Below are 25,035 nucleotides of genomic sequence, written 5' to 3' on the forward strand. Positions count from 1 at the left end.
CGGCCTACTCGCGCGCCGCTGCGTCATTCACGCGCCGGGCCGTGATCTCGCTGCCGCCCTGCGCCAGCGTCACACCGACGATCGCGCCGCGCTCGCGCCGAAACACGATCTGCGCGCCGATCTCGCCGACCACGAAGCGGTCACTGCCCACGGGCTTGAGCGGGTTGTAGCCGCGCCCGCTCTCGCGCACCAGCAGGCGGCCACCGCGCACAGTGAACTCGAGCGACTTGCCTTGGCTCACGCGGTATTCGCCGCGGTACTGTGCGAGCGCCGCGGCATCGACGGGCACCTCGTCGGCCGCCACCGGATAGCGGCTCTTGCCGATCGCAAGCATCACGCGCTGCAGCGGCGCGCGCGTGTTGCTCGCCAGCAGGATCATGGCCTCGCCGGTGTCGGGTGCGAGCAGCCACAGCGTGCGGTAGCCCTCGGTTACGCCCGCGTGGTAGTAGGTGCGGCGCTCGCCCTCGCGTCCGCGCACCATCACCGCGTAGCCGATCTCCGCACCCTCGTAGCGCGCCAGCGGCGTGAGCAGGCGCTCGGCGGCCGGGCCCAGCGGGCCGCGCGCGCCGGCCAGGATCGCGCGGCTGAAGCGCAGCATGTCGGCCGCGGTGGAGCGCAGTGCGGCCACCGGCGCATAGGCCTTCATGTCGAGCAGCGACCGCTGCCGGTCGCCCGCGAACGCGGGCGCCATGCGCGAAGCCTTGGCGCCGAGCAGCACCACGGTGTCGTTCATGCCCAGCGGCTCGGTGATGCGCGCGCGCACCAGCTCGCCCCAGGTGGTCTGGTAGCGCTCGGCCACCAGCTGGCCGACCAGCGCCATGCCGAGGTTGCTGTAGCTGCCCGCGCAGGGCGGCGCCGGACCGGTGAGCGTGATGCGGGCCAGCGACTCGTAGAGCGCCTGGCGTTCGAGCGCACGCATCTGCGACGCGAGCGCCGGGCCGCGTGCCACGCCGTCGGCCATCACCGGCATGCAGCCGGTGTGCGTCACCAACTGGCGCAGCGTGATCGAAGCCACGGCCGGCGGCAGCGACGCGACCTTGTCAGCGAGCAGCCGGCCCAGGTCGTCGTCGAGCCGGAGGTCGCCGCGCTCGACGGCCTGTGCGAGCAGCAGGCCGGTGAAGACCTTGGTGACCGAGCCGATCTCGAACATCGGCTGCTCCGCGCCGTCGGCCGGCACCCGGCGCGGGCCGTCCTGTAGCGCGGGGTTGTGGGCGCCGCCGTAGCGCGCCTCCCCGCCGCGCAGCAGCCCGACCACGACCGTGCCGCGCTCGCCGCCCAGCGCGGTGCGCGCGATCAGGGCCGGGTCGCTCGCGAGCGACAGCGGCGCCGCGCCCGCATCGGCGACGGACGGCGCCAACTGCGCGGCGGCGCCGGTGGCAACCAGCCACGGCAGTGCGGCCAGCAGCGCAGCCAGCATGCGGCGGTGCGCGGAGAGAAAGCTCATCGTCGATTCCCGGACATGGACAGGTGCCGCATGGTGCCACGCGCTCGGTGCGCCGGTCGGCCCGCCACAATGGCCCCATGCGCGCCTTGCTCACCACCTTCTCATGGCAGGAACTTCGCCATCACCCCTGGCGCAATGCGGCCGCGGTGCTCGCGGTGATGCTCGGCGTGGCGCTCGCGTTCTCGGTGCAGCTCATCAATGCCTCGGCGCTCGACGAATTCTCCAGCGCGGTGCGTTCGGTCAACGGCCAGCCCGACCTCGAAGTGCGCGCGGTGCAGGGCCGGTTCGACGAGGCCGTGTTCTCCACGCTGGCGCGGCATCCGCAGGTGGTGCTCGCGAGCCCCGTGCTCGAGATCCAGGGCCTTGCGCTCGCGGGCGACGAGCGCCAGGTGCCGCTGCGCGTGATCGGCATCGACGCGCTGGCACTCCCCACCATCGCGCCGGCGCTGATGCCGCAGCCGCGCCAGAATGCGTCGCGCTTCGCGATGCTGGCGCCGGGCCATGTGTTCCTCAACGCCGCGGCGCGCCGTGCGCTGGGGCTCGCGCCCGAGGCCGCCGAGGGCGGCACCGAGACCGTGCGGCTGCGCAGCGGCGGGGGCGCCTGGCGCACGCTCGAGGTCGCAGGCCACGTCGCGGCCGGCGGCGCCGCGATCGCGGTGATGGACATCGGGGCCGCGCAGGACCTGTTCGACCGCCTCGGCCAGCTCAGCCGCATCGACCTGCGGCTCGCGCCGGGTACCGACCAGGCTTCGTTCACCGCCTCGCTCGCCCAAACGCCGAGCGGGGCAGGCTGGCCCGCGGGCCTGCAGTTCGCCGAGCCGGGCGATGCGGCCGAGCGCGTGAGCAACCTTTCGCGCGCCTACCGCGTCAACCTCACCGTGCTGGCGCTGGTGGCGCTGTTCACGGGCGCGTTCCTGGTGTTCTCGGTGCTGGCGCTCAGCGTTGCCAAGCGCGCGCAGCAGTTCGCGCTGCTCGGCGTGCTGGGCCTCACGCCGCGCGAGCGGCTGCGCCTGGTGCTGGCGGAATCGCTGGTGCTGGGTCTGGTCGGCAGCGTGGCCGGCCTCGCACTGGGCACCGCGCTCGCGGCCTTCGCGCTGCGGGTTCTCGGCGGCGACCTCGGCGGCGGGTACTTCGAAGGCGTGGCGCCGACGCTGCATTGGAACGGCGGCGCGGCGCTGCTGTACGGCGCGCTCGGCGTGCTCGCGGCGCTGGCCGGCGGCTGGTGGCCCGCGCGCGCGGCGCAGGCGCTGCCCGAGGCGCAGACGCTCAAGGGCCTGGGCGCCGCGCCCACGCAGGGCAACAGCCACTGGCTCGCGCTCGGCCTGGTGGTTGCGGGCGCGCTGCTGGCCAACCTGCCTGCGATCGGTGGCATTCCGGTGGCGGCCTATGTGTCGGTGGGTTGCCTGCTGGTGGGCGGCATCACTGCCCTGCCCTGGTTCGTCGCGCTGCTCTATGACCGGATGGCGCCGATGTTCGCGCGCCGGTTGCTGCCGATGCTGGCCATCGAGCGCGCGCGCCGCATGCGCGGCACCGCGGCGGTGGCCGTGAGCGGCGTGGTCGCGAGCCTGAGCCTCGCGGTCGCGCTCACGGTGATGGTCGCGAGCTTCCGCGATTCGGTGACCCAATGGCTCGACGTCGTGCTGCCGGCCGACCTGTACCTGCGCGCCGCATCGGGCAGCGGCGGCGGCGACACCGCGGCCTTCTCGCCGGCCTTCGTGCAGGCGCTCGGCCAATTGCCGGGCGTGGCGCGCACCGGCACGCTGCGCACCCGAGCGCTGCAGCTCGATCCCGCGCAGCCCGCGGTCACGCTGATCTCGCGCAGCCTCGAAGGCGGCGCGGCGCAGGCGCTGCCGCTCACCGGGCCGGCACTGCCGGTACCGCCCGGGCAGATCGGCATCTACGTGAGCGAGCCGATGGTCGAGCTGCATGGCGCGAAGCCCGGCGCGCCGTACGCGCCGCTCGCTTCGGCGCTGGGCCGTGCGGGCCGAACGGCGCCGCAGCCGTTCTTCGTGGCGGGCGTGTGGCGCGACTATGCGCGCCAGTTCGGCGCGATCGCGATGGATGCGCGCGATTTTGAGCGGCTCACCGGCGAGCGAGAGGTCAGCGACGTGTCGCTGTGGCTCGTGCCGGGCGCTTCGGAAGCCGCGGTGCAGGCGGCGGTCCGCGACCTGGCTTCACGCCATGGCGCGGCGCCCGACACCGGCATCGAGATCTCGTCGGTCGGCCAGATCCGCGCCACGTCGCTGCGCATCTTCGACCGCAGCTTCGCCGTGACCTACTGGTTGCAGGCGGTGGCCATCGCGATCGGCCTGTTCGGCATCGCCGCGAGCTTCAGCGCCCAGGTGCTGGCGCGGCGCAAGGAGTTCGGCCTGCTCGCGCACCTGGGCTTCACGCGGCGGCAGGTGCTGGCCGTGGTGGCAGGCGAAGGTGCGGCCTGGACCGCGATCGGCGCGGTGGCGGGGCTGGGCCTCGGGCTCGCAGTCTCGCTGGTCCTCGTGAAGGTGGTCAATCCGCAGAGCTTCCACTGGACCATGGACCTGCTGGTCCCTTGGGGGCGCCTCGCGGCGCTGTGCGCGGCGGTGGTGGCCGCCGGCACCGTCACGGCCTGGCTCGCGGGCCGCGCCGCCGCGGGCAGCGACGCGGTGCTGGCGGTGAAGGAAGACTGGTAGGCGGCCTCTGGCGCATGGCTTGTAGACTGCCTCTTCCATGCAGCAGCCGCACACCCCCTCTCCTTCTTCGTCCCTTGCTTCTTCATCGCCCCGCACCGCATGGCGCGACGCTGCGATGCGCCGCATCGAGGCCGACTACCAGCGCAGCGCCGACACGCACCTGATCCCGCTGCCCCTGCCCACGCTCGCCGGGGCCGGCATCGACCTCTACCTGAAGGACGAATCGACGCATCCGACCGGTAGCCTCAAGCACCGGCTCGCACGCTCGCTCTTCCTGTATGCGCTGTGCAACGGATGGGTGCGCGAAGGCACGACGGTGGTCGAGGCCTCGAGCGGCTCCACGGCGGTCAGCGAAGCGTACTTCGCACGGCTGCTCGGCCTGCCGTTCATCGCGGTGATGCCGCGCAGCACCTCGCCCGAGAAGATCGCGCAGATCGCCTTCTACGGCGCGCGCTGCCACTTCGTCGACCATGCGGCCGAGGTCTACGACGAGGCCCGCGCGCTGGCCGAACAGACCGGCGGCCACTACATGGACCAGTTCACGAATGCCGAGCGCGCGACCGACTGGCGCGGCAACAACAACATCGCCGAGAGCATGTTCCGGCAGATGGCGCGCGAGCGGCATCCGGTGCCGGCCTGGATCGTGGTCGGCGCGGGCACCGGCGGCACCAGCGCCACCATCGGCCGCTACGTGCGCTACTGCTGCCACGACACGCAGCTCTGCGTGCCCGACCCCGAGGGCTCGGTCTTCTCGGCCTATCACCAGAGCGGCGACGCCGCGCTCACGGCGACGGGCTCGCGCATCGAAGGCATCGGCCGGCCCCGCGTGGAACCCAGCTTCATCCGCACGCTGGTCGACCGCATGATCGAGGTGCCGAACCTCGACTCGGTGGCCGCGATGCATGCGCTCTCGGCGCTGCTCGGGCGCAAGGTCGGGCCTTCCACCGGCACCAACTTCGCGGGCATGCTCGCGATCGCGCACGAGATGCGTGCGGCGGGCCGCCAGGGATCGATCCTCTCGCTGCTGTGCGATGCGGGTGAGCGCTACCTGCCGAGCTACCACGACGCTGGCTGGGTGCGCGACGCATTCGGCGACATCGCTCCCGCGCGGCAGCGCATCGACGAACTTGTGAGAGGCTGATGCCGGCGCGGGCGCCCCTCGCACTCTCGCGGCGCAGCCTGCTGCTGGCGGCGCTGGCCGCCGCGCCCGCGGGCTGGGCCTTGCCCGCACGCACCCTGCAGTTCCCGCGCGACTTCGGCAGCCATCCCGAGTTGCGAACCGAGTGGTGGTACATCACCGGCCACGCGACGACGCCGGCCGGGCGCACCTTCGGCTTTCAAGTGACCTTCTTCCGCTCGCGCGTCGACGCCACGCAGCAGTTGCGCTCGGCCTTCGCAGCCAAGCAGCTGGTGTTCGCGCATGCCGCCATCACCGACCTCGAGGCCGGCGCGCTGCGCCACGACCAGCGCATCGCGCGTGCGGGCCAGGGTGTTGCGTCGGCCAGCGAGCACGACACCGACCTGCGCCTGCGCGACTGGTCGCTGGTGCGCGGAAGCGACGGCAGCTACGCGGCGCGCATTCCGGCCGCCGGGTTCTCGCTCGACCTGCGTTTCTCGCCGACGCAGCCGCTGCTGCTGCAAGGCAACGCCGGCCTCTCGCGCAAGGGCCCCGAGGAAGCCCAGGCGAGCTACTACTACAGCGAACCGCAGTTGCAGGCGCGCGGGCACATCGCGCTGCAGGGGCAGGCGCCGTTCGATGTCGCGGGCAGCGCCTGGCTCGACCACGAATGGAGCGAGGCGCTGCTGCACCCCGAGGCCGTCGGCTGGGACTGGACCGGCATGAACCTCGACGACGGCAGTGCGCTCACCGCCTTTCACCTGCGCCGGCGCGACGGCAGCGCCTTGTGGGCGGGCGGATCGTTCCGCACGCGCGACGGTGCTCTGCGCATCTTCGGCCACGAGGAGGTGCACTTCGAGGCCGGCCGTGCCTGGACCAGCCCACGCACCCAGGCCCGCTACCCGACGCAGTGGCGCGTGGGCACGCCGGCGGGCGAGTTCGAGGTGCATGCGCTGCTCGACGACCAGGAGCTCGACAGCCGCGGCTCGACCGGCGGCGTGTACTGGGAAGGCCTGAGCGACCTGCGCGACGCGCAGGGCCGCCGCATCGGCCGCGGCTACCTCGAGATGACGGGCTACGCCGCACCGCTGCGGCTCTGAAGCCCCGCCCCGAGGTCGTCATCAGGCCGTCATGCCGCGCGCTTGAACTCGAACGATGAACCTGCCTTGCCGATGAGAAGACGATGGATCGCCGTGCTCGCAGTGCTGCTGACAGCCGCTGCGGGCGCCGCATGGCTGGCCGCGCGCCTGCCGCCCGCGGCACCCCCGGGCGGTGCCGCGCTCGAGATCCGCTGGCACGGCCACGGCATCGTGCTGCAGGGCGCGGTGCGCGACGCAGCCACGCAGCAGGCGCTGGTGGAAGGTGCGACCGCGCGGCTCGGCGGCGAGTCCGGCCAGGTGGTCGACTGGCTCGACATCCGGCCCGACGCCCTGCCCGTGGCCGACGCCGCGGCGCTCGCGCAACTGATCCGCCTCGGCCAGGAAGGCTGGCACCTGCAGCGCCGCGCCGCCGAGGGATCGCTGGCCCTGCCACGCCCGGACCCTGCGCACAGCGCGCCCGCGCGCGAACTGCTGCAGCGGGCCTTCGGCCCCGACCTGCCGGTGCGGCTGATCGACCTGCCCTGAGACGCCGTGGGCGCGGCAGCCGGTCACGCCGACGTCATCTGCCGCGGCCAGCATGCGACCAGTCCATTCACCGAGGAGAGGCTCGTGCACGCATCGATCAAACATCTCGCCGCGGCCGGCGCGGTCCTGGCCACGCTGGCGGCCTGCGGCGGCAGCGGCGGCGGCTCGAACGCATTCATCCCGTTCTTCCCGCCACCGGCGCCCGCCCCCGCGCCGGCACCACCCGGCAGCGTCGACGTGAAGATCATTGCTTTCAATGACCTGCACGGCAACCTCGAGCCGCCGCGGGTTTCGATCACCGCGCCGGCCAGCGGTGGCGGCACGGTCCCGGTGCCCGCGGGCGGCGCCGCCTACCTCGCCTCGGCCATCGCGTCGCTCAAGGCCAGGAACGAGAACCACGCGGTGGTTTCGGCCGGGGACATGATCGGCGCCTCGCCGCTGGTGTCGGCGCTGTTCCTCGACGAGCCCACGATCGAGGCGGTGAACGCGATGAAGATCGACTTCAACGCGGTCGGCAACCACGAGTTCGACAAAGGCCAGAACGAACTGATGCGCATGAAGAACGGCGGCTGCGACAAGCACACGCCGCTGGAGCCCTGCCGGGTCAACAAATCCTTCCCGGGCGCGAACTTCGGCTTCCTGGCGGCCAACACCGTCAAGACCGACGGCAACACGCTGTTCCCCGCCACCGGCATGAAGACCTTCACGAAGGACGGTGCCACCGTGAAGGTGGCCTTCATCGGCATGACGCTGAAGAACACGCCGAGCATCGTGACGCCGGCCGGCGTGGCAGGCTTGAGTTTCAAGGACGAGGCGGACACCGCCAATGCGCTGATCCCGCAGCTCAAGGCCGAGGGCGCCGACGCCATCGTCGTCGTGGTCCACGAAGGCGCCACGACCACGGTCGGCTACAACGACAAGAGCTGCACCGGCCTCAGCGGCGACATCCTGCCGATCCTCGACAAGCTCGACCCGGCGGTGGACGTGGTGATCTCGGGCCACACGCACCGCTCCTACGTCTGCGACTACGGCAAGTCGAATCCGGCCCGGCCCTTCCTGCTGACGAGCGCCGGCCAGTACGGCACGCTGCTGACCGACATCAACCTGACGATCGACACGCGCACCCGCAAGGTCTCGGCCAAATCGGCCGACAACGTGATCGTCCAGGGCGAGGCCTTCACCAGCGGCGCCACCACCATCGCGCTGACCGACCAGTACCCGGTGTTCGGCAAGAACCAGGAGGTGGCGGCGCTCGTCAGCCAGTACCTCTCGGTCGCCGCGCCGCTGGTGCAACGCGTGGTGGGCTCGCTCTCGGGGGCGGCCACGCGCACGCAGGCCCCGTCGCGCGAAAGCGTGCTCGGCAACCTGATTGCCGACGCACAGCTCGCCGCGACCCGCGCCAGCGACAAGGGCGGCGCGCAGATCGCCTTCATGAACCCGGGCGGCGTGCGGGCCGACCTCGTACCCGACGACAAGGGCAACGTGACCTATGGCCAGATCTTCAGCGTGCAGCCCTTCGGCAACAGCCTGGTGGTGAAGACGATGACCGGCGCGCAGATCAAGGCCCTGCTCGAGCAGCAGTTCAACAGCGGCAGCAACACGGTCGCCGCCCCTCGGGTGCTGCTGCCCTCGCACAGCCTCCGCTACAGCTACAGCCTGTCGGCACCGGCCGGCTCGCGCATCTCGAACATGGCGCTCAACGGCACCGCGATGGGCGACGCCACGAGCTACCGCGTCACGATGAACAGCTTCCTGGCCACGGGCGGCGACAACTTCACGGTCTTCAACCAGGGAACCGACACGCTCGGCGGCGACCAGGACGTGGATGCGTTGGAGGCCTACATCAAGGCAAGCGGCACGCTCGTTCCGCCTGCGACGAACCGCATCACGGCGCTGCCCTGAGCATCGGGCGGAGCCCGGCCTTAAAACGAAGAAGGCGGACCGGGTCCGCCTTCTTTCGCTTCAGGTTCGCTTGCCGCGCCGCCGGTCGACGAAGGCGATGATCTCGCCCATGATGCCCTTGCGGAACGCCAGCACGCAGATCACGAAGATCAGGCCCGTGACCATGGTGACCGACTCGCCGAGGGTGTTGAACCAGTTGATGCCCGTCAGGTTCGCCATGAAGACGCCGAAGTCGCCGACCTTGTTCTCGAGCAGCACCACGACGGCCGAGCCCACCAGCGGCCCCGACAGCGTGCCGAGCCCGCCGACCAGCGTCATGAGGATCACGTGGCCCGAGGCGGTCCAATGCACGTCGCTGAGCGACGCGAAGCCGAGCACCAGCGTCTTGAGCGAACCCGCCAGCCCCGACAGCGCGGCCGAGATCACGAAGGCCAGCAGCTTGAAGCGGTTGACGTCGTAGCCGAGCGAGATGGCGCGCGGCTCGTTTTCCTTGATGCCCTTGAGCACCTGCCCGAACGGGGAGTGCACGGTGCGCGCGATCAGCAGGAAGGCCGCCACCACGATCACCAGCGCGACGTAGTACATCGTGAGGTCGTCACGCAGGTCGATCAGGCCGAAGAGCTTGCCGCGCGGCACCGACTGCAGGCCGTCCTCGCCGCCGGTGAAGCGCGCCTGCAGCGCAACGAAGAAGATCATCTGCGCGAGCGCCAGCGTGATCATCGAGAAGTAGATGCCCTGGCGGCGAATGGCCAGCCAGCCGAACACCAGCCCCAGCAGCGCGCCGGCCGCCGTGCCCGCGAGCAGGCCCAGTTCGGGCGTGAGGTGCCAGACCTTGAGCGCATGGCCCGTGAGGTAGGCGGCCCCGCCCAGGAAGGCGGCGTGGCCGAACGACAGCATCCCGGTGTAGCCGAGCAGCAGGTTGAACGCGCAGGCAAACAGCGCGAAGCACAGCACCTTCATCACGAACACCGGATAGAAACCGATGAACGGTGCGGCGATCAGCGCCACCAGGAGCAGTGCGTAGACGGCGAGGGAGATCTTCTTCATGTCTTGGCGCCCGTTCACTTCTCGCTGCCGAACAGGCCGGCCGGGCGGATCAGCAGCACCACGACCATGATCGCGAAGACCACGGTGGATGAAGCCTCGGGATAGAACACCTTGGTGAACCCCTCGATGACGCCGAGCGAAAGGCCCGTGATGATGGCGCCCATGATCGAGCCCATGCCGCCGATGACCACCACCGCGAACACGATGATGATGAGGTTCTGGCCCATGAGGGGCGAGATCTGGATGACCGGTGCGGCGAGCACGCCGGCAAAGGCCGCGAGCGCCACCCCGAACCCGTAGGTCAGCGTGACCATCAGCGGCACGTTGACACCGAAGGCCTCGACCAGCCGCGGGTTCTCGGTGCCGGCACGCAGGTAGGCGCCGAGCCGGGTCTTCTCGATCGCATACCAGGTGGCGAAGCACACCACGAGCGACGCGACGACCACCCAGGCGCGGTAGTTCGGCAGGAACATGAAGCCCAGGTTGGTGCCGCCGCTGAGCGCCGCGGGCGGGCTGTAGGCCAGGCCGGACACGCCGTACACCGACCGGAAGCCGCCCTCGATGAGCAGCGTGAGGCCGAGCGTGAGCAGCAGGCCGTAGAGGTGGTCGAGCTTGTAGATCCAGCGCAGCAGCAGCCGCTCGATCAGCATGCCGAAGACGCCGACGATGAGCGGCGCTGCCACCAGCATGACCCAGTAGTTGACGTTGAAGTACGTCATCGCCATCCACGACAGCACCGCCCCCATCATGAACAGCGCACCGTGTGCGAAGTTGATGACGTTGAGCAGGCCGAAGATCACCGCCAACCCCAGGCTCAGGATCGCGTAGAACGACCCGTTGACCAGCCCCAGCAGGAGCTGGCTCAACAGGGCGGGCATGGAAATATTCATCGTGGCAACTGGGTTCGGAGTGGCGGCAGCGGTTTCGCGCGGGACAGCAGGTTTACTTCCAGAGGGCGCAGGTGCTTTCTTCCTTGGTCGTGTAGACCTCGTCGCCCGGCACCTTCTTGACGATCTTCAGCAGGTCCCACGGGCCTTTCGACTCCGAAGGCTTCTTGACCTCGGCCAGCAGCATGTCGTGCACCATGCGGCCGTCGGGACGGATCACGCCCTTGGCGTAGAAGTCGTCGATCGGCGTCTTCTTGAGCTGCTCCATGACCTTGTCGGCGTCGGTGGTCTGCACCGCCTCGACGGCCTTGAGGTAGGCCATGGTGGCCGAGTAGTCGGCGGCCTGGATGTCCGAAGGCTTGTTGCCGGTCTTTTCCTCGTAGCGGGCCGCCCACTTGCGCGAGGCGTCATCGGCGTCCCAGTACCAGCTGGTGGTGTGCAGCAGGCCCTGCGTGGCCTCGAGGCCGAGGCTCTTCACGTCGGTCAGGAACACCAGCAGGCCCGCGAGCTTCATGGTCTTGTCGATGCCGAACTCCTTCGAGGCCTTCATCGAATTGACGAAGTCGCCGCCGGCGTTGGCGAGCCCCAGCACCTGGGCCTTGGAGTTCTGCGCCTGCAGCAGGAACGAGGAGAAGTCGGACGCATTGAGCGGCGCGCGGACCGTGCCTACCACCGTGCCGCCCTTGGCCTTGACGACCTTGGAGGTGTCGGCTTCGAGCGCATGGCCGAAGGCGTAGTCGGCCGTCAGAAAGAACCAGCTCTTGCCGCCGGTGTCGACCACCGCGCCGCCGGTGCTCTTGGCGAGCGCCACGGTGTCGTAGGCGTAGTGCACGGTGTAGGGGCTGCACTGCGCATTGGTCAGCGCCGAGGTGGCGGCGCCGTTGGTGAAGAACACACGCTTCTTTTCCTGCGCGACCTTGGCGGTCGCCAGTGCCACACCCGAATTGGTGCCCGCGAAGATCATCGTGGCGCCGGCGGTGTCGATCCATTCGCGCGCCTTCGAGGCCGCGATGTCGGGCTTGTTCTGGTGGTCGACGGACAGCACCTCGACGGGTTGGCCGAGCACCTTGCCGCCCATGTCGTCGATGGCCATCTGGATGGCCGTGGCGCCGCCCTTGCCTTCGAGGTCGGCGTAGAGGCCCGAGAGATCGCTGATGTAGCCGATCGTGACCTTGTTGGGCGATGGTGCGTCCGCGGTGGGTGCGGCGGCAGGTGCAGGGGCCGCAGCCGGGGCGGGTGCCGTCGGCGCCGCAGGTGCGGGCGCCGGCGCGGGCTCTTCCTTCTTGCCGCAGGCCGCGAGCACGGCAACCGCCACCAGCGATGGAATCAGGAATTTCGAGTTCATGGAATGTCTCCTTGGAAAAATCGGGGAAAGCCTAGACGCCGAGCAGCTCGCCGAGCACGGGCATCTTCGCGTCGAGTTCGCGGGCACTGAAAGCCTCGACCATGCGGCCGTGCTCCATCACGTAGAAGCGGTCGGCCAGCGGCGCGGCGAAGCGGAAGTTCTGCTCCACCATCACGATGGTGTAGCCCTTGCCGCGCAGCGTCTGGATCATGCGGGCGAGGGCCTGCACGATCACCGGCGCGAGGCCTTCGGAGATCTCGTCGAGCAGCAGCAGCCGGGCGCCGGTGCGCAGGATGCGCGCCACCGCGAGCATCTGCTGCTCGCCGCCCGAGAGCCGGGTGCCGGGGCTGTGGCGCCGCTCGGCGAGGTTCGGGAACATCTCGTAGATCTCGGCCACCGACATGCCCTGCCCCGCGCCCTTGGCGCTCTTGAGCGGAGGCGGCAAAAGCAGGTTCTCCTCGGCCGAGAGGCTCGCGAAGATGCCGCGCTCCTCGGGGCAATAGCCGATGCCGAGGTGCGCGATGCGGTGCGTGGCCATGCCGATGGTCTGCACGCCATTGACCTGGATGCTGCCCTTGCGCGTGCCGGTCAGGCCAAGGATCGCGCGCAGCGTGCTGGTGCGCCCGGCGCCGTTGCGCCCGAGCAGGGTGACGACCTCGCCGGGCTGCACCACCATGTCGACGCCGTGCAGCACGTGCGATTCGCCGTACCAGGCGTTCAGGCCCTTGATCTCGAGTGCGGGCGCGGCCATCAGTGGGCTCCCTGCAGCTGGCCGTCGGTGGTGCCCATGTAGGCCTCCATCACCTGCGGGTTCTTCGAGACTTCGGCATACGGGCCTTCGGCCAGCACGGCGCCGCGCTGGAGCACGGTGATGGTATCGGCGATGGTCGAGACCACGCTCATGTTGTGTTCGACCATGAGGATGGTGCGCCCTGCCGACACGCGCTTGATGAGTTCGGCCACGCGGTGCACGTCTTCATGGCCCATGCCCTGCGTGGGTTCGTCCAGCAGCATCAGCTCGGGATCCATCGCGAGCGTGGTGGCGATCTCGAGCGCACGCTTGTGTCCGTAGGGCAGGTTCACCGTGAGTTCGTCGGCCTGCTCGGCGAGGCCGACCTCGGCCAGCAGCTCGAGCGCGCGCGCATCGAGCGGCGCGAGCGTCTTCTCGCTCTTCCAGAAATGGTACGAGGTGCCGAGCGCGCGCTGCAGCCCGAGGCGCACGTTCTCGCGCAAGGTGAGGTGCGGGAACACCGCCGAGATCTGGAACGAGCGGATGATGCCGCGCCGCGCGATCTGCGCCGGCCGCTCGCCGGTGATGTCGTTGCCGTTGAACAGGATGGTGCCGCTCGTGGGTTCGAGAAACTTGGTGAGCAGGTTGAAGCAGGTGGTCTTGCCGGCGCCGTTCGGGCCGATGAGCGCATGGATGGAGCCGCGCACCACCGAGAGGTCGACCTTGCTGACCGCGGTGAACCCCTTGAACTCCTTGGTGAGCTGGCGCGTTTCTAGGATGACGTCGCTCATCTCGCGAAGTCGCCCGGGTTCAGAAAGGATAGAAAAGTCATGCGGTCCATCTTGTCGCGCCACTGTCGAACGCGGACCGATTGTTGAGGGGCGCCCCGTGATTGCATACTGGGGCAAATGCCTATGCTGCGGTGCAACCTCGCGGCTGCCCGCAGGCGACTGTCGCCGCAACGACATTGGCAGCGCGCCCGGCGCGCGCTGCGCGCTCAGTGCGCGCCGGCCGCGGCGTCGCCGCCGGCACCGCCGCGCTGCGGCTTCGCGAGCCACACGAGCGGGATCAGGAGCAGGAACAGCAGCGCCGACGCATAAAAGATGTCGTTCGTGGCCAGCATGAAGGCCTGCTGGTCGACCACGCGGTTGATCTGGGCCAGCACCTGGTCGCTGCTGAGCCCGCTGCTCGCCAGGCCCGACATTGCGCTGGTCGCCGCGGCATTGCCCTGGTTCACCGACTCGGCAAGCTGCGCGTGGTGCAGCGCCGCACGGTTCTCCCACAGCGTGGTGGTGATCGAGGTGCCCATCGCGCCCGCGGTGATGCGCAGGAAGTTCGACAGCCCCGAGGCGGCCGGTATGCGGTCCGGCGTGAGGCCCGACAGCGTGATGGTCACCAGCGGGATGAAGAAGAACGCCATCGCAATGCCCTGGATGACCGTCGGGATGATGATCGTCACGAAGTCGGCCTGCGTGTTGAAGTTCGAGCGCATCCAGAGCACCAGCGCAAAGATCAGGAACGAGAAGGTTGCGTACTGCCGCGGATCGATCTTCGACACCGTGAGCCCGACCAGCGGCGAGAAGAAGATTGCGAGCAGCCCTACGGGCGCCATGATCATGCCGGCCTGCGTCGCGGTGTAGCCCATCCACTGCTGCAACCACAGCGGCAGCAGCACCACGTTGCCGAAGAACAGACCGTAGGCCACCGCCGTGGCCACCGCGCCCGACCAGAAGTTGCGCCGCTTGAAGAGCGAAAGGTCGACCACCGGGTGCTTGTCGGTCAGCTCCCAGATCAGGAAGAACGCGAAGCCGACCACGGAGATCACCGCCATCGCAATGATTTCGGGCGAGTGGAACCAGTCGAGCTCCTTGCCCTTGTCGAGCATCAGCTGCATCGCACCGACCCAGAGCACCAGCAGCGCGAGGCCGATGGCATCGATCGGCACCTTGTGCGTGCCGCTATCGCGCTTGCGGTAGAGCGCCCAGGTGATGACCGCCGCGACGATGCCGACCGGGATGTTGATGTAGAAGATCCACGGCCACGAGATGTTGTCGGTGATCCAGCCACCGAGCAGCGGCCCCATCACCGGCGCGACCAGCGTGGTCATCGACCACATCGCCATCGCGAGCCCGGCCTTGGCGCGCGGATAGCTCGACAGCAGCAGCGTCTGCGACAGCGGGATCATCGGCCCCGCGACGAAGCCCTGCAGCGCGCGGAACGCAATCAGCATGGTCATGTTCGGTGCCAGGCCGCACAGGAGCGAGCTGATCATGAAGAGGATCACGCTCGCCATGAAGAGCCGCACCTGGCCGAAGCGCTGGGTCATGAACCCCGTGAGCGGCACCGCAATGGCGTTGGCCACCGCGAAGCTGGTGATGACCCAGGTGCCTTGCGTGGTGCTCACGCCCAGGTCACCCGAGATGGCCGGCAGCGACACGTTCGCGATCGACGAATCGAGCACGTTCATGAAGGTCGCGGCCGACAGCGCGATCGTGCCCCAGACGCGGGCGGCGCCCTCGAGCGGCGGATGCGCGACGTAGGCGGGAGCAGCAGCAGTGGCCATGGGCTTTGCCTCGGGGTCCGGCGGCGATCAGCCGGGATGCGATTGAGAGGCGAGCTGCTGTTGCTTCGTGCCGGCGGCCGGCTTCGCGGCATGGCCGGCCGCCGCTCCGCGTCCGAGGTTGGCCGCGATGATGCGGTCCACCTCGGCATCGGCGCCGTGGTCGAGCCGGCTGTAGACCTGCGTCTGCGAGAGCGGCGTGGTGCGCGGCGCATCGGCCAGCATCTTGCCGTCCTTTTGCGTGATGTCGACCTCGGCCAGCATCGACAGGCCGATGCGCAGCGGGTTGGCCTTGAGCTGCGCGGGGTCGAGCGCAATGCGCACCGGCACGCGCTGCACCACCTTGATCCAGTTGCCGGTCGCGTTCTGCGCCGGCAGCAACGCGAACGCGCTGCCCGTGCCCACGCCCAGGCCCGCCACACGGCCGGTGTATTCGACCTTCTTGCCGTAGACGTCGGCCGTAAGCTTCACGGGCTGGTCGATGCGGATGTTGCGCAGCTGCACTTCCTTGAAGTTGGCATCGACCCAGAGCTGGTTGAGCGGCACGATCGACATCATCGGCGTGCCGGCCGCCACGCGCTGGCCGAGCTGCACCGTGCGGCGCGCGACGTAGCCGTCGACCGGCGCGGGCATCGCGACGCGTTGCGTCGCGAGGTAGGCCTCACGCACCTTGGCGGCGGCAGCCAGCACGCTCGGATGCTCGGCCACCGTGGTGCCCTCGGTCAGCGACTGGTTGCTCGCGAGCTGCTCGCGCGCGGCGAGCACGCCGGCCTGCGCCGCCGCCAGCGCGCTCTTCGCGTTGGCGAGTTGCGTCTCGGCATGGTTGAGTTCTTCCTTCGAGACCGCGCCATTGCCCGTGAGCGAGCGGCGGCGCTGCAGGTCGTCCTGGGCCTTGGCGACGTCGCTCTGCGCCTTGGCGATGTCGGCTTGGCGCAGCGACACCTGCGCCGCCAGCGAGCCGTTGTTGGCATAGAGCGTGCGCACCTGGCGCACGGCCTGCGCCAGCGCGGCCTCGGCCTGCTCGAGCGCGACCTTCGCATCGGCGGGGTCGAGCTGCACCAGCGGCTGGCCGGCCTTCACGAAGTCGGTGTCGTCGGCGTTGATGGCCATGACGGTGCCGCCGATCTGCGGCGTGATCTGGATCACGTGGCCTTGCACGTAGGCGTTATCGGTCTCTTCGTAGTGGCTGGCGACCAGCCATTCGTAGAGGCCCCAGCCGCTGCCGGCCACGATCACCACGGCCGCGAGTGCAGTCAGTGCGCGGCGGCGCTTGCCGTTGCCGGCCGGGGCTTCGGTCGCGAGGGAGGCTGCGGGTGCAGCGGGCGTCGGTGTGTTGTTGTCGTTCATGGTGATGAAGTTCTTTCCGAAGTTGGTCGACGGCGCGCTCAGTTCGGTGCGGCCCCTGGCGACGGCGCGGCGGCGGTCGCGATGGAAGGCGCCTGCCAACCGCCGCCGAGCGCACGCGCCAGGCCGACCTGGGTGTCGAGTGCGCGCGCGGCGAGGTCGACCGCCAGCCGGCGCTGCGAGAGCACAGCGGTTTCTGCCGTCAACACGTTGAGGTAGTTGCCGAGGCCTGCGCGGTAGCGCTGCACGGCGATTTCGTAGGCGCCCTCCGCCGCGGCCTGCGCGGCGCGCTGCTCGGCCTGCTGGCGCGTGATCGACTGCGCGCTCGACACCTGGTCGGCCGCATCGCGCACTGCGTCGAGCACGGTGGCGTTGTAGCTCTCGATCGCGGCATCGAGGTCGGCTGCCTTGCCGCGCAGGTTGGCGCGCAACTGGCCACCCTCGAAGATCGGGAGATGGACCGCGGGGCCAACGCCCCACTGCTCGCTGCCCGACTTGAGCAGCTTGCCCAACCCCAAGCTCTGGAAGCCGACGAAGGCGGTGAGGTTGACGTTGGGATAGAACTGGGTGCGCGCGTTCGCCACGTCGCTCGTGGCCGCCTCGACGCGCCAGCGCGCGGCCGCGATGTCGGCGCGCCGCCCGAGCAGGTCGGCAGGCATGTCGGGGCGCAGCGCGATCGGCTTGACGGCCTCGAGCATTGGCGGCTTCAGCGACGCGGTGACGCCGGGCTGGCCCACGAGCGCGTCGAGCGCATGCTGCTGCAGCGCGATCTGCTCGTTGAGCGCCTCGATCTGCTGGCGCGCCTCGGGCAGGCCGCCTTCGCTCTGGCGCAGCTCGAGCCGCGTGTCGAGGCCGGCGGCGACGCGGTCGCGCACGAGCTTCAGCGTCTCGTCGCGCTGCGCCAGCGTGCGCTGGGCCACGCCGAGCTGTTCGTTCAGGCGCGCCCACTGGAAGTAGCTGCGCGCCACGTTGCTGGCCAGCAGCACGCGCGCGGCATCGGCCTCGGCGGCCGCGGCGTTGGCGCTGCCGATCGCCGCATCGAGCGCGCTGCGGTGCTTGCCGAAGAAGTCGAGCTCCCAGCTCGCGCCGAGCTGCAGCAGGCCGGTGTTCTGGGTCGAGCCGCCGAGCGGCGCGGGATAGATGTAGTTGCTGTTGAACTTCTGGCGCTTCAGGTCGAGCGTGGCATCGACCCGGGGTTTCAGCGCCGCGCCGGCGATGTCGGCCGACGCCTGGGCCCGCGCGAGGCGCGCCCGGGCGACCTGGAGGTTCGGGTTGCCGGCCAGCGCGCGGTCGACGAGGCCATCGAGCTGCGCATCGCCGAAGGCGCGCCACCAGTGGCTGTCGACGGCCGGCATGGCGGCGGCATGGGTGTCGGCGGCGATACCGAGCGACGTGGCGTCGCGCAGCGTGGCCTGGGATCGGATGCCGCCCATGTCGGCACAGCCGGCCAACGCCACCACGAGCAGCGCGGCGGCAACCACGGGGGTGCGGCGCATCGCGCGCGCGACGAAGGATTCAGTCATTCTTTTCTCCACGGGCCGAGAGGGTCTGTGCGTTGTCGAGCACGCGGCGCAGGTAGCCCTTGAGCTGCACCCACTCTTCCTTGCTGAAGCCCGCGAGGACATCGTTCTGCACGCGGCACAGCACATGCGGCACCTCCTTGGCGGCGGCGCGGCCTTCGTCGGTGAGTTCGATGTTGACCACGCGGCGGTCTTCGAGCGAGCGCACGCGGCGGCACAGGCCCTTGGCCTCCAGACGGTCGAGCAGGCGCGTCATTGCGCCCGCATCGAGTTCGCAGGCGCGTGCCAGTTCGGCCACCGTGGTGGCCGCTCCCACGTGCAGCTTGTAGAGCGGCATCCATTGCGGATAGGTCGGCCCGCCCGGTTCGCACAGCCCGGTTTCCACCGATTGCGCGACCGAGCTCACGATGCGGCGCATCAGGTAGCCGATGCTGTCCTCGGCCCGGTAGGTCTCGGGACGATAGAAATCGGCCGGCTCGCGGTTGGAAGCCGGGGCCTGGGTGCCCTGCGGGGTATCTGCATCGCTCATGGCCGAAATATTACTTGCCCAGGCAATCATTGTCAAGGCTACCTTTGAGACGGCAAAGGTCGCTCGTTAGAATCGCCGCATGGCATCTCCTCCCCTGTCCTCGCCGGCCAAGGGCTCACCCCGATCGCTCTCGGGCCTGGGCCCTTTTCTTCGGCCCTACCGCGTGCAGATCGCGCTCGCCGGCATCTTTCTTGTCATGGCAGCGGTCACCACGCTGGCGTTTCCGCTCGCGCTGCGCAGCCTGATCGACGGCGGCCTGGTCAGCAGCGACAAGGGCGCGCAGACCATGGCGCTGCGCGAGCACTTCGGTGCCCTGTTCGCGGTGGCGGTGGCGCTGGGCCTCTTCTCGGCCGCCCGGTTCTATACGGTGAGCTGGCTCGGCGAGCGCGTCACGGCCGACCTGCGCAATGCGGTCTACGAGCGCGTGCTGCGCCAGAGCCCGGCCTTCTTCGAAACCACGCAGACCGGTGAGGTCCTGTCGCGCCTGACGGCCGACACCACGCTGGTGCAGACGGTGGTGGGCTCGTCGCTCAGCATGGGGCTGCGCAATGCGGTGATGGGCGTGGGCGCGCTCGCGGTGCTGATCTGGACCAATCCCTACGTGATGGTGCAAGTGATGGGCATCCTGGTGCTGGTGGTGCTGCCAAGCATGTGGTTCGGTCGCCGCGTGCGCAAGCTCTCGCGCGCCAGCCAGGACCGGGTGGCCGACGCGAGTGCGATCGCGGCCGAGGTGCTCAATGCCATTCCCGTGGTGCAGAGCTACACGGCCGAGGCGCGCGAGGCCGATCGGTTCCGCGCCTCGACCGAGAACGCGTTCGGCACCGCCGTGCGGCGCACGCGCGCGCGTTCGGTGCTCGTGGCCTTCATCATCATCGCCACTTCGGCGGCGCTGCTGTGGGGCCTGTACCAGGGCACGCAGGCGGTGCTGCGCGGCGACATCACGGCCGGCCACCTGGGCCAGACGGTGGTGTATGTCGCGATCCTCGCGGCGGCCACCGCGGTGCTCGGCGAGGTCTACGGCGACCTGCTGCGTGCGGCCGGCGCCACCGAGCGGCTCATGGAGCTGCTCCACGCGCCCTCGGCCATCGTGTCGCCGCCCAGCCCGGCCATGGCGCCGACGCCCGCCGCAGGCAGCACGATCCGCTTCGACGCGGTGACCTTCCACTACCCTTCACGGCCCGGGACACCGGCGCTGAAGGACTTCAGCCTCGACGTGGCCCCCGGCGAGACGGTGGCGCTCGTGGGTTCGAGCGGCGCGGGCAAGAGCACGGTGTTCCAGTTGCTGCTGCGCTACTACGACCCGCAGTCGGGCGGGCTGCTGCTCGACGGCGCGCCGCTCGCCGGGCTCGCGCTCGCCGACCTGCGCACGCGCATCGGCCTGGTGCCGCAGGATGCGGTGATCTTCTCGGCCAGCGCCTTCGAGAACATCCGCTACGGCCGGCCCGAGGCGAGCGCCGACGAGGTGCATGCCGCGGCCCGTGCAGCCTTCGCGCACGACTTCCTCAGCGCGCTGCCCGAGGGCTACGACACCTTCCTCGGCGAGCGTGGCGTGCGACTGTCGGGAGGGCAGCGCCAGCGCATCGCGATCGCGCGCGCGATCCTCAAGAACCCGCCCCTGCTGCTGCTCGACGAGGCCACGAGCGCGCTCGACGCGGAAAGCGAGCGCATGGTGCAGGCCGCGCTCGAGTCGGCGATGGAAAACCGCACGACGGTGGTGATCGCGCACCGGCTGGCGACAGTGCAGCGCGCCGACCGCATCGTGGTGCTCGACCACGGCGGCATCGTCGAACAGGGCACGCATGCGGCGCTGGTGGCGCAGGGCGGGGTCTATGCGCGGCTGGCCGCGCTGCAGTTCACGAGCTGAAAAGCTGTGAACGGACGGCCCGGCGGTTTGACTACTGCAGGGTTTCCTTGAGCGCGGCCGGGATCGGCAGCGGCAGCACGGGAATGCCTTCTTCGAGCAGCGCGACCGTCTGCTCGGGCGTGGCCTGGCCACGGATGCCGCGCTCCTCGGCTTCGCCGTAGTGCATCCGGCGGGCCTCGTCGGCAAAGCGGTCGCCGACGTCCTCGGTCCTGGCGAGCACCTCGCGCACGGCGCGCATCCAGCGCGCCTCGGGCGACTGTGGCAACTCGGCGGGCAGCTGCGACTTCGACGGCGCCGAGGCCGCTTCGGGCGGCCTGGGGTTGCCTAGGTTGAGGCGCGGGGCGCTCAGCAGCTTGACGATGCCTGTGTCGGCGCAGATCGGGCACTCGACCAGCCCGGCGGCGAGCTGGGACTCGAATGCCTCATTGGACGCGAACCAGCCTTCGAAGCCGTGGCCGTGCGTGCAGCGGAGATCGAGAACCTTCATGCGCGGATTATCCCGCGCCGCCTTGTTCCGGGGCGGCCTGCCAGTCCAGAGCCCATGCCCCCGAAAGGACGTTCTGCAGCCAGAGCGCGCAGGTGAGCGACTTGGCATCGGTGATCGTGCCGTCGCGGCACCAGAGCGCCACGTCATGCGGCGTGGCGGTGAACACGTCGAGAAACTCGCCGTGGTCGAGCTGGCGCTCGCCGAGCGAGAGGCCGCGCGCAAAGTAGATATGGATGATCTCGGTGGAATAGGCCACCGCCAGGTGCATGGCGCCTGCATGGGCCCATTCGCGCGCGGTGTAGCCGGTTTCCTCGAGCAGTTCGCGGCGCCCGCAGACGAAGGGGTCCTCGCCCGCATCGAGCTTGCCGGCCGGGAACTCGACCATCACGCGCTCGACCGGATAGCGGTACTGGCGCTCCATCACCACCCGGCCGTCGTCGAGCAGCGGCACCACGACGACGGCGCCCGGATGGATCACGTACTCGCGCGTCGCGCTGTGCCCGTCGGGCAGGCGCACCGTGTCGCGGCAGACCTTGAGGAAGTTGCCCTCGAGCAGCATCTCGCTGCCCGTGCGTTCTTCCCTCAGGTGCGAATCGGCGATTGGAGAAGAAGTCATTTCTTCAGTTTCAGTGCCTGTGCTTCATCAAGTAGCGCCAGGTGAACCCTGGGAAGGCCAGCACGATGAAGAGCGCGCCGGTCACCACATAGAACTCCCAGCCCTGCGGCGCGATCTGCCCTGCCCTGCGCTCGAACAGCAGGCCGACGCCGCCGGCAATGAAGTACATCACCACCAGCTCCGCGAAGCGGACGGCCAGCGGCTTGGGCTGCGTGGCCAGCGGCACGGCGCCGAACAGCCGTTCGTTGAGGAACGGCAGGTTGGCGGCCACCAGGGCCACCAGCAGCACGACCCAGACCGATGCGGTTTGCGACACCGAGCGTGCTCAGTCCGGAATCAGTTGGCCAACGTGGCCACGATGGCCTTGGCGCACAGCGCCATCAGGCCGCCCGGCACGATGCCCAGCACGAGGATCAGCAGGCCGTTTGCCGACAGCACGACGCGCACGTCGCGCGGTGCCGACACGGTGCTGACGGTGACAGGCGCATCGAAGTACATGACCTTGACCACGCGCAGGTAGTAGAAGGCACCGATCAGCGACATGACCACCGCGAACACCGCGAGGCCGATGTAGATCGCCTGGCCCGAGGCAATCAGCGCCTGCAACACCGCGAGCTTGGCGTAGAAGCCGACCAGCGGCGGCAGGCCCGCGAGCGAGAACATCGCCACGGCCATCACGCCAGCGTACAGCGGGCTGCGCTGGTTCAGGCCCGCGAGGTCGGTGATCTCCTCGCTCTCGAAGCCTTCGCGTGCCAAGAGCAGGATGATGCCGAAGCTCGCGAGCGTCGTCAGCACGTAGGTCACGATGTAGAACATCGAGGCGCTGTACGCGAACTGCGCGTTGTAGGTGTTGCCGTTGACCACGCCCGCCACGAGGCCGAGCAGCATGAAGCCCATCTGCGCGATGGTCGAATAGGCCAGCATGCGCTTGAGGTTGGTCTGCGCGATCGCGGCCAGGTTGCCGATCACGAGCGACGCGATGGCCAGCACGGCCAGCATCTGCTGCCAGTCGAAGGCAAGCGGCAGCAGGCCCTCGACCAGCAGGCGGATGATGATGGCGAACGCAGCCAGCTCGGGCGCCGCACCGATCAGCAGCGTGACGGCCGTCGGCGCGCCCTGGTAGACGTCGGGCACCCACATGTGGAACGGTGCCGCGCCGACCTTGAACGCCAGGCCCGCCACGATGAACACCAGGCCGAACACCAGCACCTGGTGGTTGACCTTGCCGCTCGCGATGATCTTGAACACCTCGTTGACGTCGAGCGAGCCGGTCGCGCCGTACATCATCGAAAGCCCGTAGAGCAGGAAGCCGCTCGCCATCGCGCCGAGCACGAAGTACTTCATGGCCGCCTCGCTGGCCACCGCGTTGTCGCGGCGCAGCGCCACCAGCGCATAGCTCGACAGCGTGAGCAGTTCGAGGCCGAGGTAGATCAGCAGGAAGTTGCTGCCCGAGATCATCACGAACATGCCCAGCAGCGCGAACATGCTGATGGTGAACAGTTCGCCGCCGCGCAGCATCTCGCGGTCGGCCGCATACGGACGGCCATAGACCAGCGTGACCATCAGCGCCAGCGTGGCGAAGCACTTGAGCCAGTTGCCCATGGGGTCGCTCACGACCATGCCGCCGAAACCGTAGACGGTCTTGCCGTCGTTGGCCGCGAGGCCGGTCAGCACCGCCACCACAGCGAGCGTGAGCAGCGTGAGCACATAGGTGCGCGTGCGGCGTGGGCTCGTGGTCGACAGGTCGACCAGCAAAATGATGCAGGCCATGACCAGCAGCACGATTTCCGGGTAGATCGCGACCCAGCTGAGTTTGTCAATCATCTCGTTCTCTTGTTCAGCGTGGCATCAGGGCAGTTTCGACACGGCGACATGGCGCAGCAGTTCGACCACGGACGCGTCCATCGCATCGGTGAAGGGCTTCGGATAGAGGCCCATCCACAGCACCGCGATCGCCAGCAGCGAGAGCATCAGGAACTCGCGGGCATTGATGTCGGTGAGTTCCTTGACGTGGTCGTTGCCGACCGGGCCGAGGTAGACGCGCTTGTACATCCACAGGGTGTAGGCCGCGCCGAAGATCAGTGCGGTGGCGGCCGCCAGGCCGATCCAGAAGTTGAACTTGACCGCACCGAGGATCACCATCCACTCGCCCACGAAGCCGGCCGTGCCCGGCAGGCCGCAGTTGGCCATGGCGAACAGCAGCGCAAAGGCCGCGAACCTGGGCATGGTGTTGACCACGCCGCCGTAGTCGGCGATCTGGCGCGAATGCACGCGGTCGTACAGCACGCCGATGCCCAGGAACATCGCGGCCGACACGAAGCCGTGCGCGATCATCTGCACGATGCCGCCCGACACGCCGAGTTCGTTGAAGATGAAGAAGCCGAGCGTCACGAAGCCCATGTGCGCGATCGACGAATAAGCCACGAGCTTCTTCATGTCCTGCTGCACCAGCGCCACGAGGCCAACGTAGATCACCGCGATCAGCGACAGCGCGATCATGAGCCAGGCCCATTCGTGCGACGCATCGGGGGCGATCGGCATCGAGAAGCGCAGGAAGCCGTAGGCGCCGAGCTTCAGCATGATCGCCGCCAGCACGGCCGAGCCGCCCGTGGGCGCCTCGACGTGCACGTCGGGCAGCCAGGTGTGGACCGGCCACATCGGCACCTTGACGGCAAAGGCGGCGAAGAAGGCGAAGAACAGGAAGGTCTGCGCGGTGCCATCCAGCGGCAGCTTGTGCCAGGTCAGGATGTCGAAGCTGCCGCCCGAGGTGTTGTACAGGTAGATCAGCGCCACCAGCATCAGGAGCGAGCCGAGCAGCGTGTAGAGGAAGAACTTGAACGCCGCGTAGATCTTGTTCGGGCCGCCCCAGATGCCGATGATCAGGTACATCGGGATCAGCGTGGCTTCGAAGAACACGTAGAACAGGATGCCGTCGAGCGCGGAGAACACGCCGATCATCAGGCCCGACAGGATCAGGAACGCGCCCATGTACTGGTTGACGCGCTCGGTGATCACTTCCCAGGCCGAGATCACCACCACGACAGTAATGAACGACGTCAGCAGCACCATCCAGAGCGAGAGGCCGTCCACGCCGAGGTGGTAGCTGACATTGAAGCGCGTGATCCAGCTCGCCTTCTCGACGAACTGCATGGCGGCAGTGCCGTTCTCGAAGCCGGTGAAGAGCGGCACGGTCACCAGGAAGCTCGCGATGGCGCCGACGAGCGCGACCCAGCGCACGCCCCGGGCGTTTTCGTCGCGGCCGAACGCCAGCAGCGCGGTGCCGAATGCGATCGGCACCCAGATGGCAAGGCTCAACAAACCCATTTTTCTTTTTCTCCAGCGCTTGGAC

The 25,035-nt window shown here is 69.2% G+C and carries 21 protein-coding genes; 6 read left to right on the forward strand and 15 right to left on the reverse strand.

All coding sequences use genetic code 11. The annotated features are described in order from the left end of the window. Nucleotides 1–4: 4 nt before the first annotated feature. Nucleotides 5–1,444 (reverse strand): serine hydrolase domain-containing protein, encoded by a 1,440-nt coding sequence (locus AC3A6G_RS01910; RefSeq protein WP_487872919.1) that lies wholly within the window; start codon nucleotides 1,442–1,444, stop codon nucleotides 5–7. 77 nt (nucleotides 1,445–1,521) lie between these two features. Between AC3A6G_RS01910 and AC3A6G_RS01915 the strand changes: the two genes are divergently transcribed. The 5 genes from AC3A6G_RS01915 (at nucleotide 1,522) to AC3A6G_RS01935 (ending at nucleotide 8,757) form a co-directional block, all read left to right on the forward strand. Beyond that, nucleotides 1,522–4,113, forward strand: coding sequence for an FtsX-like permease family protein (locus tag AC3A6G_RS01915; RefSeq protein ID WP_487872920.1), 2,592 nt, complete (start codon nucleotides 1,522–1,524; stop codon nucleotides 4,111–4,113). Nucleotides 4,114–4,228: 115 nt separating this feature from the next. Next, nucleotides 4,229–5,254: a PLP-dependent cysteine synthase family protein gene (locus AC3A6G_RS01920; RefSeq protein WP_487873248.1), complete on the forward strand. Its 1,026-nt coding sequence runs from the start codon at nucleotides 4,229–4,231 to the stop codon at nucleotides 5,252–5,254. Continuing rightward, complete coding sequence (locus AC3A6G_RS01925) at nucleotides 5,254–6,330, forward strand: lipocalin-like domain-containing protein (RefSeq protein ID WP_487872921.1); 1,077 nt, start codon at nucleotides 5,254–5,256, stop codon at nucleotides 6,328–6,330. The genes AC3A6G_RS01920 and AC3A6G_RS01925 overlap by 1 nt, the downstream gene beginning before the upstream one ends. A 72-nt stretch (nucleotides 6,331–6,402) precedes the next feature. Further along, nucleotides 6,403–6,855, forward strand: a complete 453-nt coding sequence (locus AC3A6G_RS01930; protein ID WP_487872922.1) for a hypothetical protein — start codon at nucleotides 6,403–6,405, stop codon at nucleotides 6,853–6,855. A gap of 84 nt (nucleotides 6,856–6,939) precedes the next feature. Next, nucleotides 6,940–8,757: a bifunctional metallophosphatase/5'-nucleotidase gene (locus AC3A6G_RS01935; RefSeq protein WP_487872923.1), complete on the forward strand. Its 1,818-nt coding sequence runs from the start codon at nucleotides 6,940–6,942 to the stop codon at nucleotides 8,755–8,757. 60 nt (nucleotides 8,758–8,817) lie between these two features. On the opposite strand, the gene AC3A6G_RS01940 is transcribed toward AC3A6G_RS01935, so the two are convergent. From AC3A6G_RS01940 to AC3A6G_RS01980, 9 genes are all read right to left on the reverse strand, one after another. Further along, nucleotides 8,818–9,804: a branched-chain amino acid ABC transporter permease gene (locus tag AC3A6G_RS01940; protein ID WP_487858020.1), complete on the reverse strand. Its 987-nt coding sequence runs from the start codon at nucleotides 9,802–9,804 to the stop codon at nucleotides 8,818–8,820. Between the two features lie 14 nt (nucleotides 9,805–9,818). Further along, entirely contained in the window at nucleotides 9,819–10,694 is an 876-nt protein-coding gene (locus AC3A6G_RS01945; RefSeq protein ID WP_487858021.1) for a branched-chain amino acid ABC transporter permease, read from the reverse strand. A 52-nt stretch (nucleotides 10,695–10,746) separates the two neighbouring features. Continuing rightward, entirely contained in the window at nucleotides 10,747–12,036 is a 1,290-nt protein-coding gene (locus AC3A6G_RS01950) for an ABC transporter substrate-binding protein (protein WP_487858022.1), read from the reverse strand. A 31-nt stretch (nucleotides 12,037–12,067) separates the two neighbouring features. After that, nucleotides 12,068–12,787 (reverse strand): ABC transporter ATP-binding protein, encoded by a 720-nt coding sequence (locus AC3A6G_RS01955; RefSeq protein ID WP_487858023.1) that lies wholly within the window; start codon nucleotides 12,785–12,787, stop codon nucleotides 12,068–12,070. Beyond that, the gene (locus AC3A6G_RS01960) at nucleotides 12,787–13,557 is read right to left on the reverse strand and encodes an ABC transporter ATP-binding protein (RefSeq protein WP_487858024.1); all 771 of its coding nucleotides are present in this window, start codon (nucleotides 13,555–13,557) and stop codon (nucleotides 12,787–12,789) included. Before AC3A6G_RS01960 ends, AC3A6G_RS01955 begins: the two co-directional genes overlap by 1 nt. Before the next feature lie 206 nt (nucleotides 13,558–13,763). Continuing rightward, a complete protein-coding gene (locus AC3A6G_RS01965) occupies nucleotides 13,764–15,329 on the reverse strand; it encodes a DHA2 family efflux MFS transporter permease subunit (protein WP_487872924.1) in 1,566 nt (521 codons plus the stop codon). Nucleotides 15,330–15,356: 27 nt separating this feature from the next. Then, the gene (locus tag AC3A6G_RS01970; RefSeq protein WP_487858026.1) at nucleotides 15,357–16,673 is read right to left on the reverse strand and encodes an EmrA/EmrK family multidrug efflux transporter periplasmic adaptor subunit; all 1,317 of its coding nucleotides are present in this window, start codon (nucleotides 16,671–16,673) and stop codon (nucleotides 15,357–15,359) included. Nucleotides 16,674–16,711: 38 nt separating this feature from the next. Further along, the gene (locus AC3A6G_RS01975) at nucleotides 16,712–18,193 is read right to left on the reverse strand and encodes an efflux transporter outer membrane subunit (protein ID WP_487872925.1); all 1,482 of its coding nucleotides are present in this window, start codon (nucleotides 18,191–18,193) and stop codon (nucleotides 16,712–16,714) included. Next, nucleotides 18,186–18,719 (reverse strand): MarR family winged helix-turn-helix transcriptional regulator, encoded by a 534-nt coding sequence (locus AC3A6G_RS01980; protein ID WP_487858028.1) that lies wholly within the window; start codon nucleotides 18,717–18,719, stop codon nucleotides 18,186–18,188. Before AC3A6G_RS01980 ends, AC3A6G_RS01975 begins: the two co-directional genes overlap by 8 nt. Before the next feature lie 79 nt (nucleotides 18,720–18,798). On the opposite strand from AC3A6G_RS01980, the gene AC3A6G_RS01985 reads away from it, so the two are divergent. Then, a complete protein-coding gene (locus tag AC3A6G_RS01985) occupies nucleotides 18,799–20,583 on the forward strand; it encodes an ABC transporter transmembrane domain-containing protein (protein ID WP_487858029.1) in 1,785 nt (594 codons plus the stop codon). Between the two features lie 31 nt (nucleotides 20,584–20,614). Here the strand turns inward: AC3A6G_RS01985 and AC3A6G_RS01990 are convergent, their stop codons facing one another. Genes AC3A6G_RS01990 through AC3A6G_RS02010 form a run of 5 tightly spaced genes read right to left on the reverse strand, consistent with a single transcriptional unit; the run spans nucleotide 20,615 to nucleotide 25,010 of the window. Beyond that, nucleotides 20,615–21,070 (reverse strand): DUF1178 family protein, encoded by a 456-nt coding sequence (locus AC3A6G_RS01990; RefSeq protein WP_487858030.1) that lies wholly within the window; start codon nucleotides 21,068–21,070, stop codon nucleotides 20,615–20,617. Between the two features lie 7 nt (nucleotides 21,071–21,077). Further along, the gene (locus AC3A6G_RS01995) at nucleotides 21,078–21,686 is read right to left on the reverse strand and encodes an NUDIX domain-containing protein (RefSeq protein WP_487872926.1); all 609 of its coding nucleotides are present in this window, start codon (nucleotides 21,684–21,686) and stop codon (nucleotides 21,078–21,080) included. Between the two features lie 10 nt (nucleotides 21,687–21,696). Beyond that, entirely contained in the window at nucleotides 21,697–22,002 is a 306-nt protein-coding gene (locus AC3A6G_RS02000; RefSeq protein ID WP_487858032.1) for a DUF2818 family protein, read from the reverse strand. A gap of 20 nt (nucleotides 22,003–22,022) precedes the next feature. After that, the gene (gene nuoN, locus AC3A6G_RS02005) at nucleotides 22,023–23,510 is read right to left on the reverse strand and encodes an NADH-quinone oxidoreductase subunit NuoN (protein WP_487858033.1); all 1,488 of its coding nucleotides are present in this window, start codon (nucleotides 23,508–23,510) and stop codon (nucleotides 22,023–22,025) included. A gap of 24 nt (nucleotides 23,511–23,534) precedes the next feature. After that, nucleotides 23,535–25,010 (reverse strand): NADH-quinone oxidoreductase subunit M, encoded by a 1,476-nt coding sequence (locus AC3A6G_RS02010; protein WP_487863921.1) that lies wholly within the window; start codon nucleotides 25,008–25,010, stop codon nucleotides 23,535–23,537. Nucleotides 25,011–25,035: the final 25 nt, after the last annotated feature.

It is taken from the genome of Variovorax sp. Soil_C_26, assembly GCF_057657075.1.

Excerpts from the sequence above, each read along its gene's own strand:
- AC3A6G_RS01910 (WP_487872919.1), bottom strand. The coding sequence starts at position 1,444 with ATGAGCTTTCTCTCCGCGCACCGCCGCATGCTGGCTGCGCTGCTGGCC.
- AC3A6G_RS01915 (WP_487872920.1), top strand. The coding sequence starts at position 1,522 with ATGCGCGCCTTGCTCACCACCTTCTCATGGCAGGAACTTCGCCATCAC.
- AC3A6G_RS01920 (WP_487873248.1), top strand. The coding sequence starts at position 4,229 with ATGCGCCGCATCGAGGCCGACTACCAGCGCAGCGCCGACACGCACCTG.
- AC3A6G_RS01925 (WP_487872921.1), top strand. The coding sequence starts at position 5,254 with ATGCCGGCGCGGGCGCCCCTCGCACTCTCGCGGCGCAGCCTGCTGCTG.
- AC3A6G_RS01930 (WP_487872922.1), top strand. The coding sequence starts at position 6,403 with ATGAGAAGACGATGGATCGCCGTGCTCGCAGTGCTGCTGACAGCCGCT.
- AC3A6G_RS01940 (WP_487858020.1), bottom strand. The coding sequence starts at position 9,804 with ATGAAGAAGATCTCCCTCGCCGTCTACGCACTGCTCCTGGTGGCGCTG.
- AC3A6G_RS01945 (WP_487858021.1), bottom strand. The coding sequence starts at position 10,694 with ATGAATATTTCCATGCCCGCCCTGTTGAGCCAGCTCCTGCTGGGGCTG.
- AC3A6G_RS01950 (WP_487858022.1), bottom strand. The coding sequence starts at position 12,036 with ATGAACTCGAAATTCCTGATTCCATCGCTGGTGGCGGTTGCCGTGCTC.
- AC3A6G_RS01955 (WP_487858023.1), bottom strand. The coding sequence starts at position 12,787 with ATGGCCGCGCCCGCACTCGAGATCAAGGGCCTGAACGCCTGGTACGGC.
- AC3A6G_RS01960 (WP_487858024.1), bottom strand. The coding sequence starts at position 13,557 with ATGAGCGACGTCATCCTAGAAACGCGCCAGCTCACCAAGGAGTTCAAG.
- AC3A6G_RS01965 (WP_487872924.1), bottom strand. The coding sequence starts at position 15,329 with ATGGCCACTGCTGCTGCTCCCGCCTACGTCGCGCATCCGCCGCTCGAG.
- AC3A6G_RS01970 (WP_487858026.1), bottom strand. The coding sequence starts at position 16,673 with ATGAACGACAACAACACACCGACGCCCGCTGCACCCGCAGCCTCCCTC.
- AC3A6G_RS01975 (WP_487872925.1), bottom strand. The coding sequence starts at position 18,193 with ATGACTGAATCCTTCGTCGCGCGCGCGATGCGCCGCACCCCCGTGGTT.
- AC3A6G_RS01980 (WP_487858028.1), bottom strand. The coding sequence starts at position 18,719 with ATGAGCGATGCAGATACCCCGCAGGGCACCCAGGCCCCGGCTTCCAAC.
- AC3A6G_RS01985 (WP_487858029.1), top strand. The coding sequence starts at position 18,799 with ATGGCATCTCCTCCCCTGTCCTCGCCGGCCAAGGGCTCACCCCGATCG.
- AC3A6G_RS01990 (WP_487858030.1), bottom strand. The coding sequence starts at position 21,070 with ATGAAGGTTCTCGATCTCCGCTGCACGCACGGCCACGGCTTCGAAGGC.
- AC3A6G_RS01995 (WP_487872926.1), bottom strand. The coding sequence starts at position 21,686 with ATGACTTCTTCTCCAATCGCCGATTCGCACCTGAGGGAAGAACGCACG.
- nuoN (WP_487858033.1), bottom strand. The coding sequence starts at position 23,510 with ATGATTGACAAACTCAGCTGGGTCGCGATCTACCCGGAAATCGTGCTG.
- AC3A6G_RS02010 (WP_487863921.1), bottom strand. The coding sequence starts at position 25,010 with ATGGGTTTGTTGAGCCTTGCCATCTGGGTGCCGATCGCATTCGGCACC.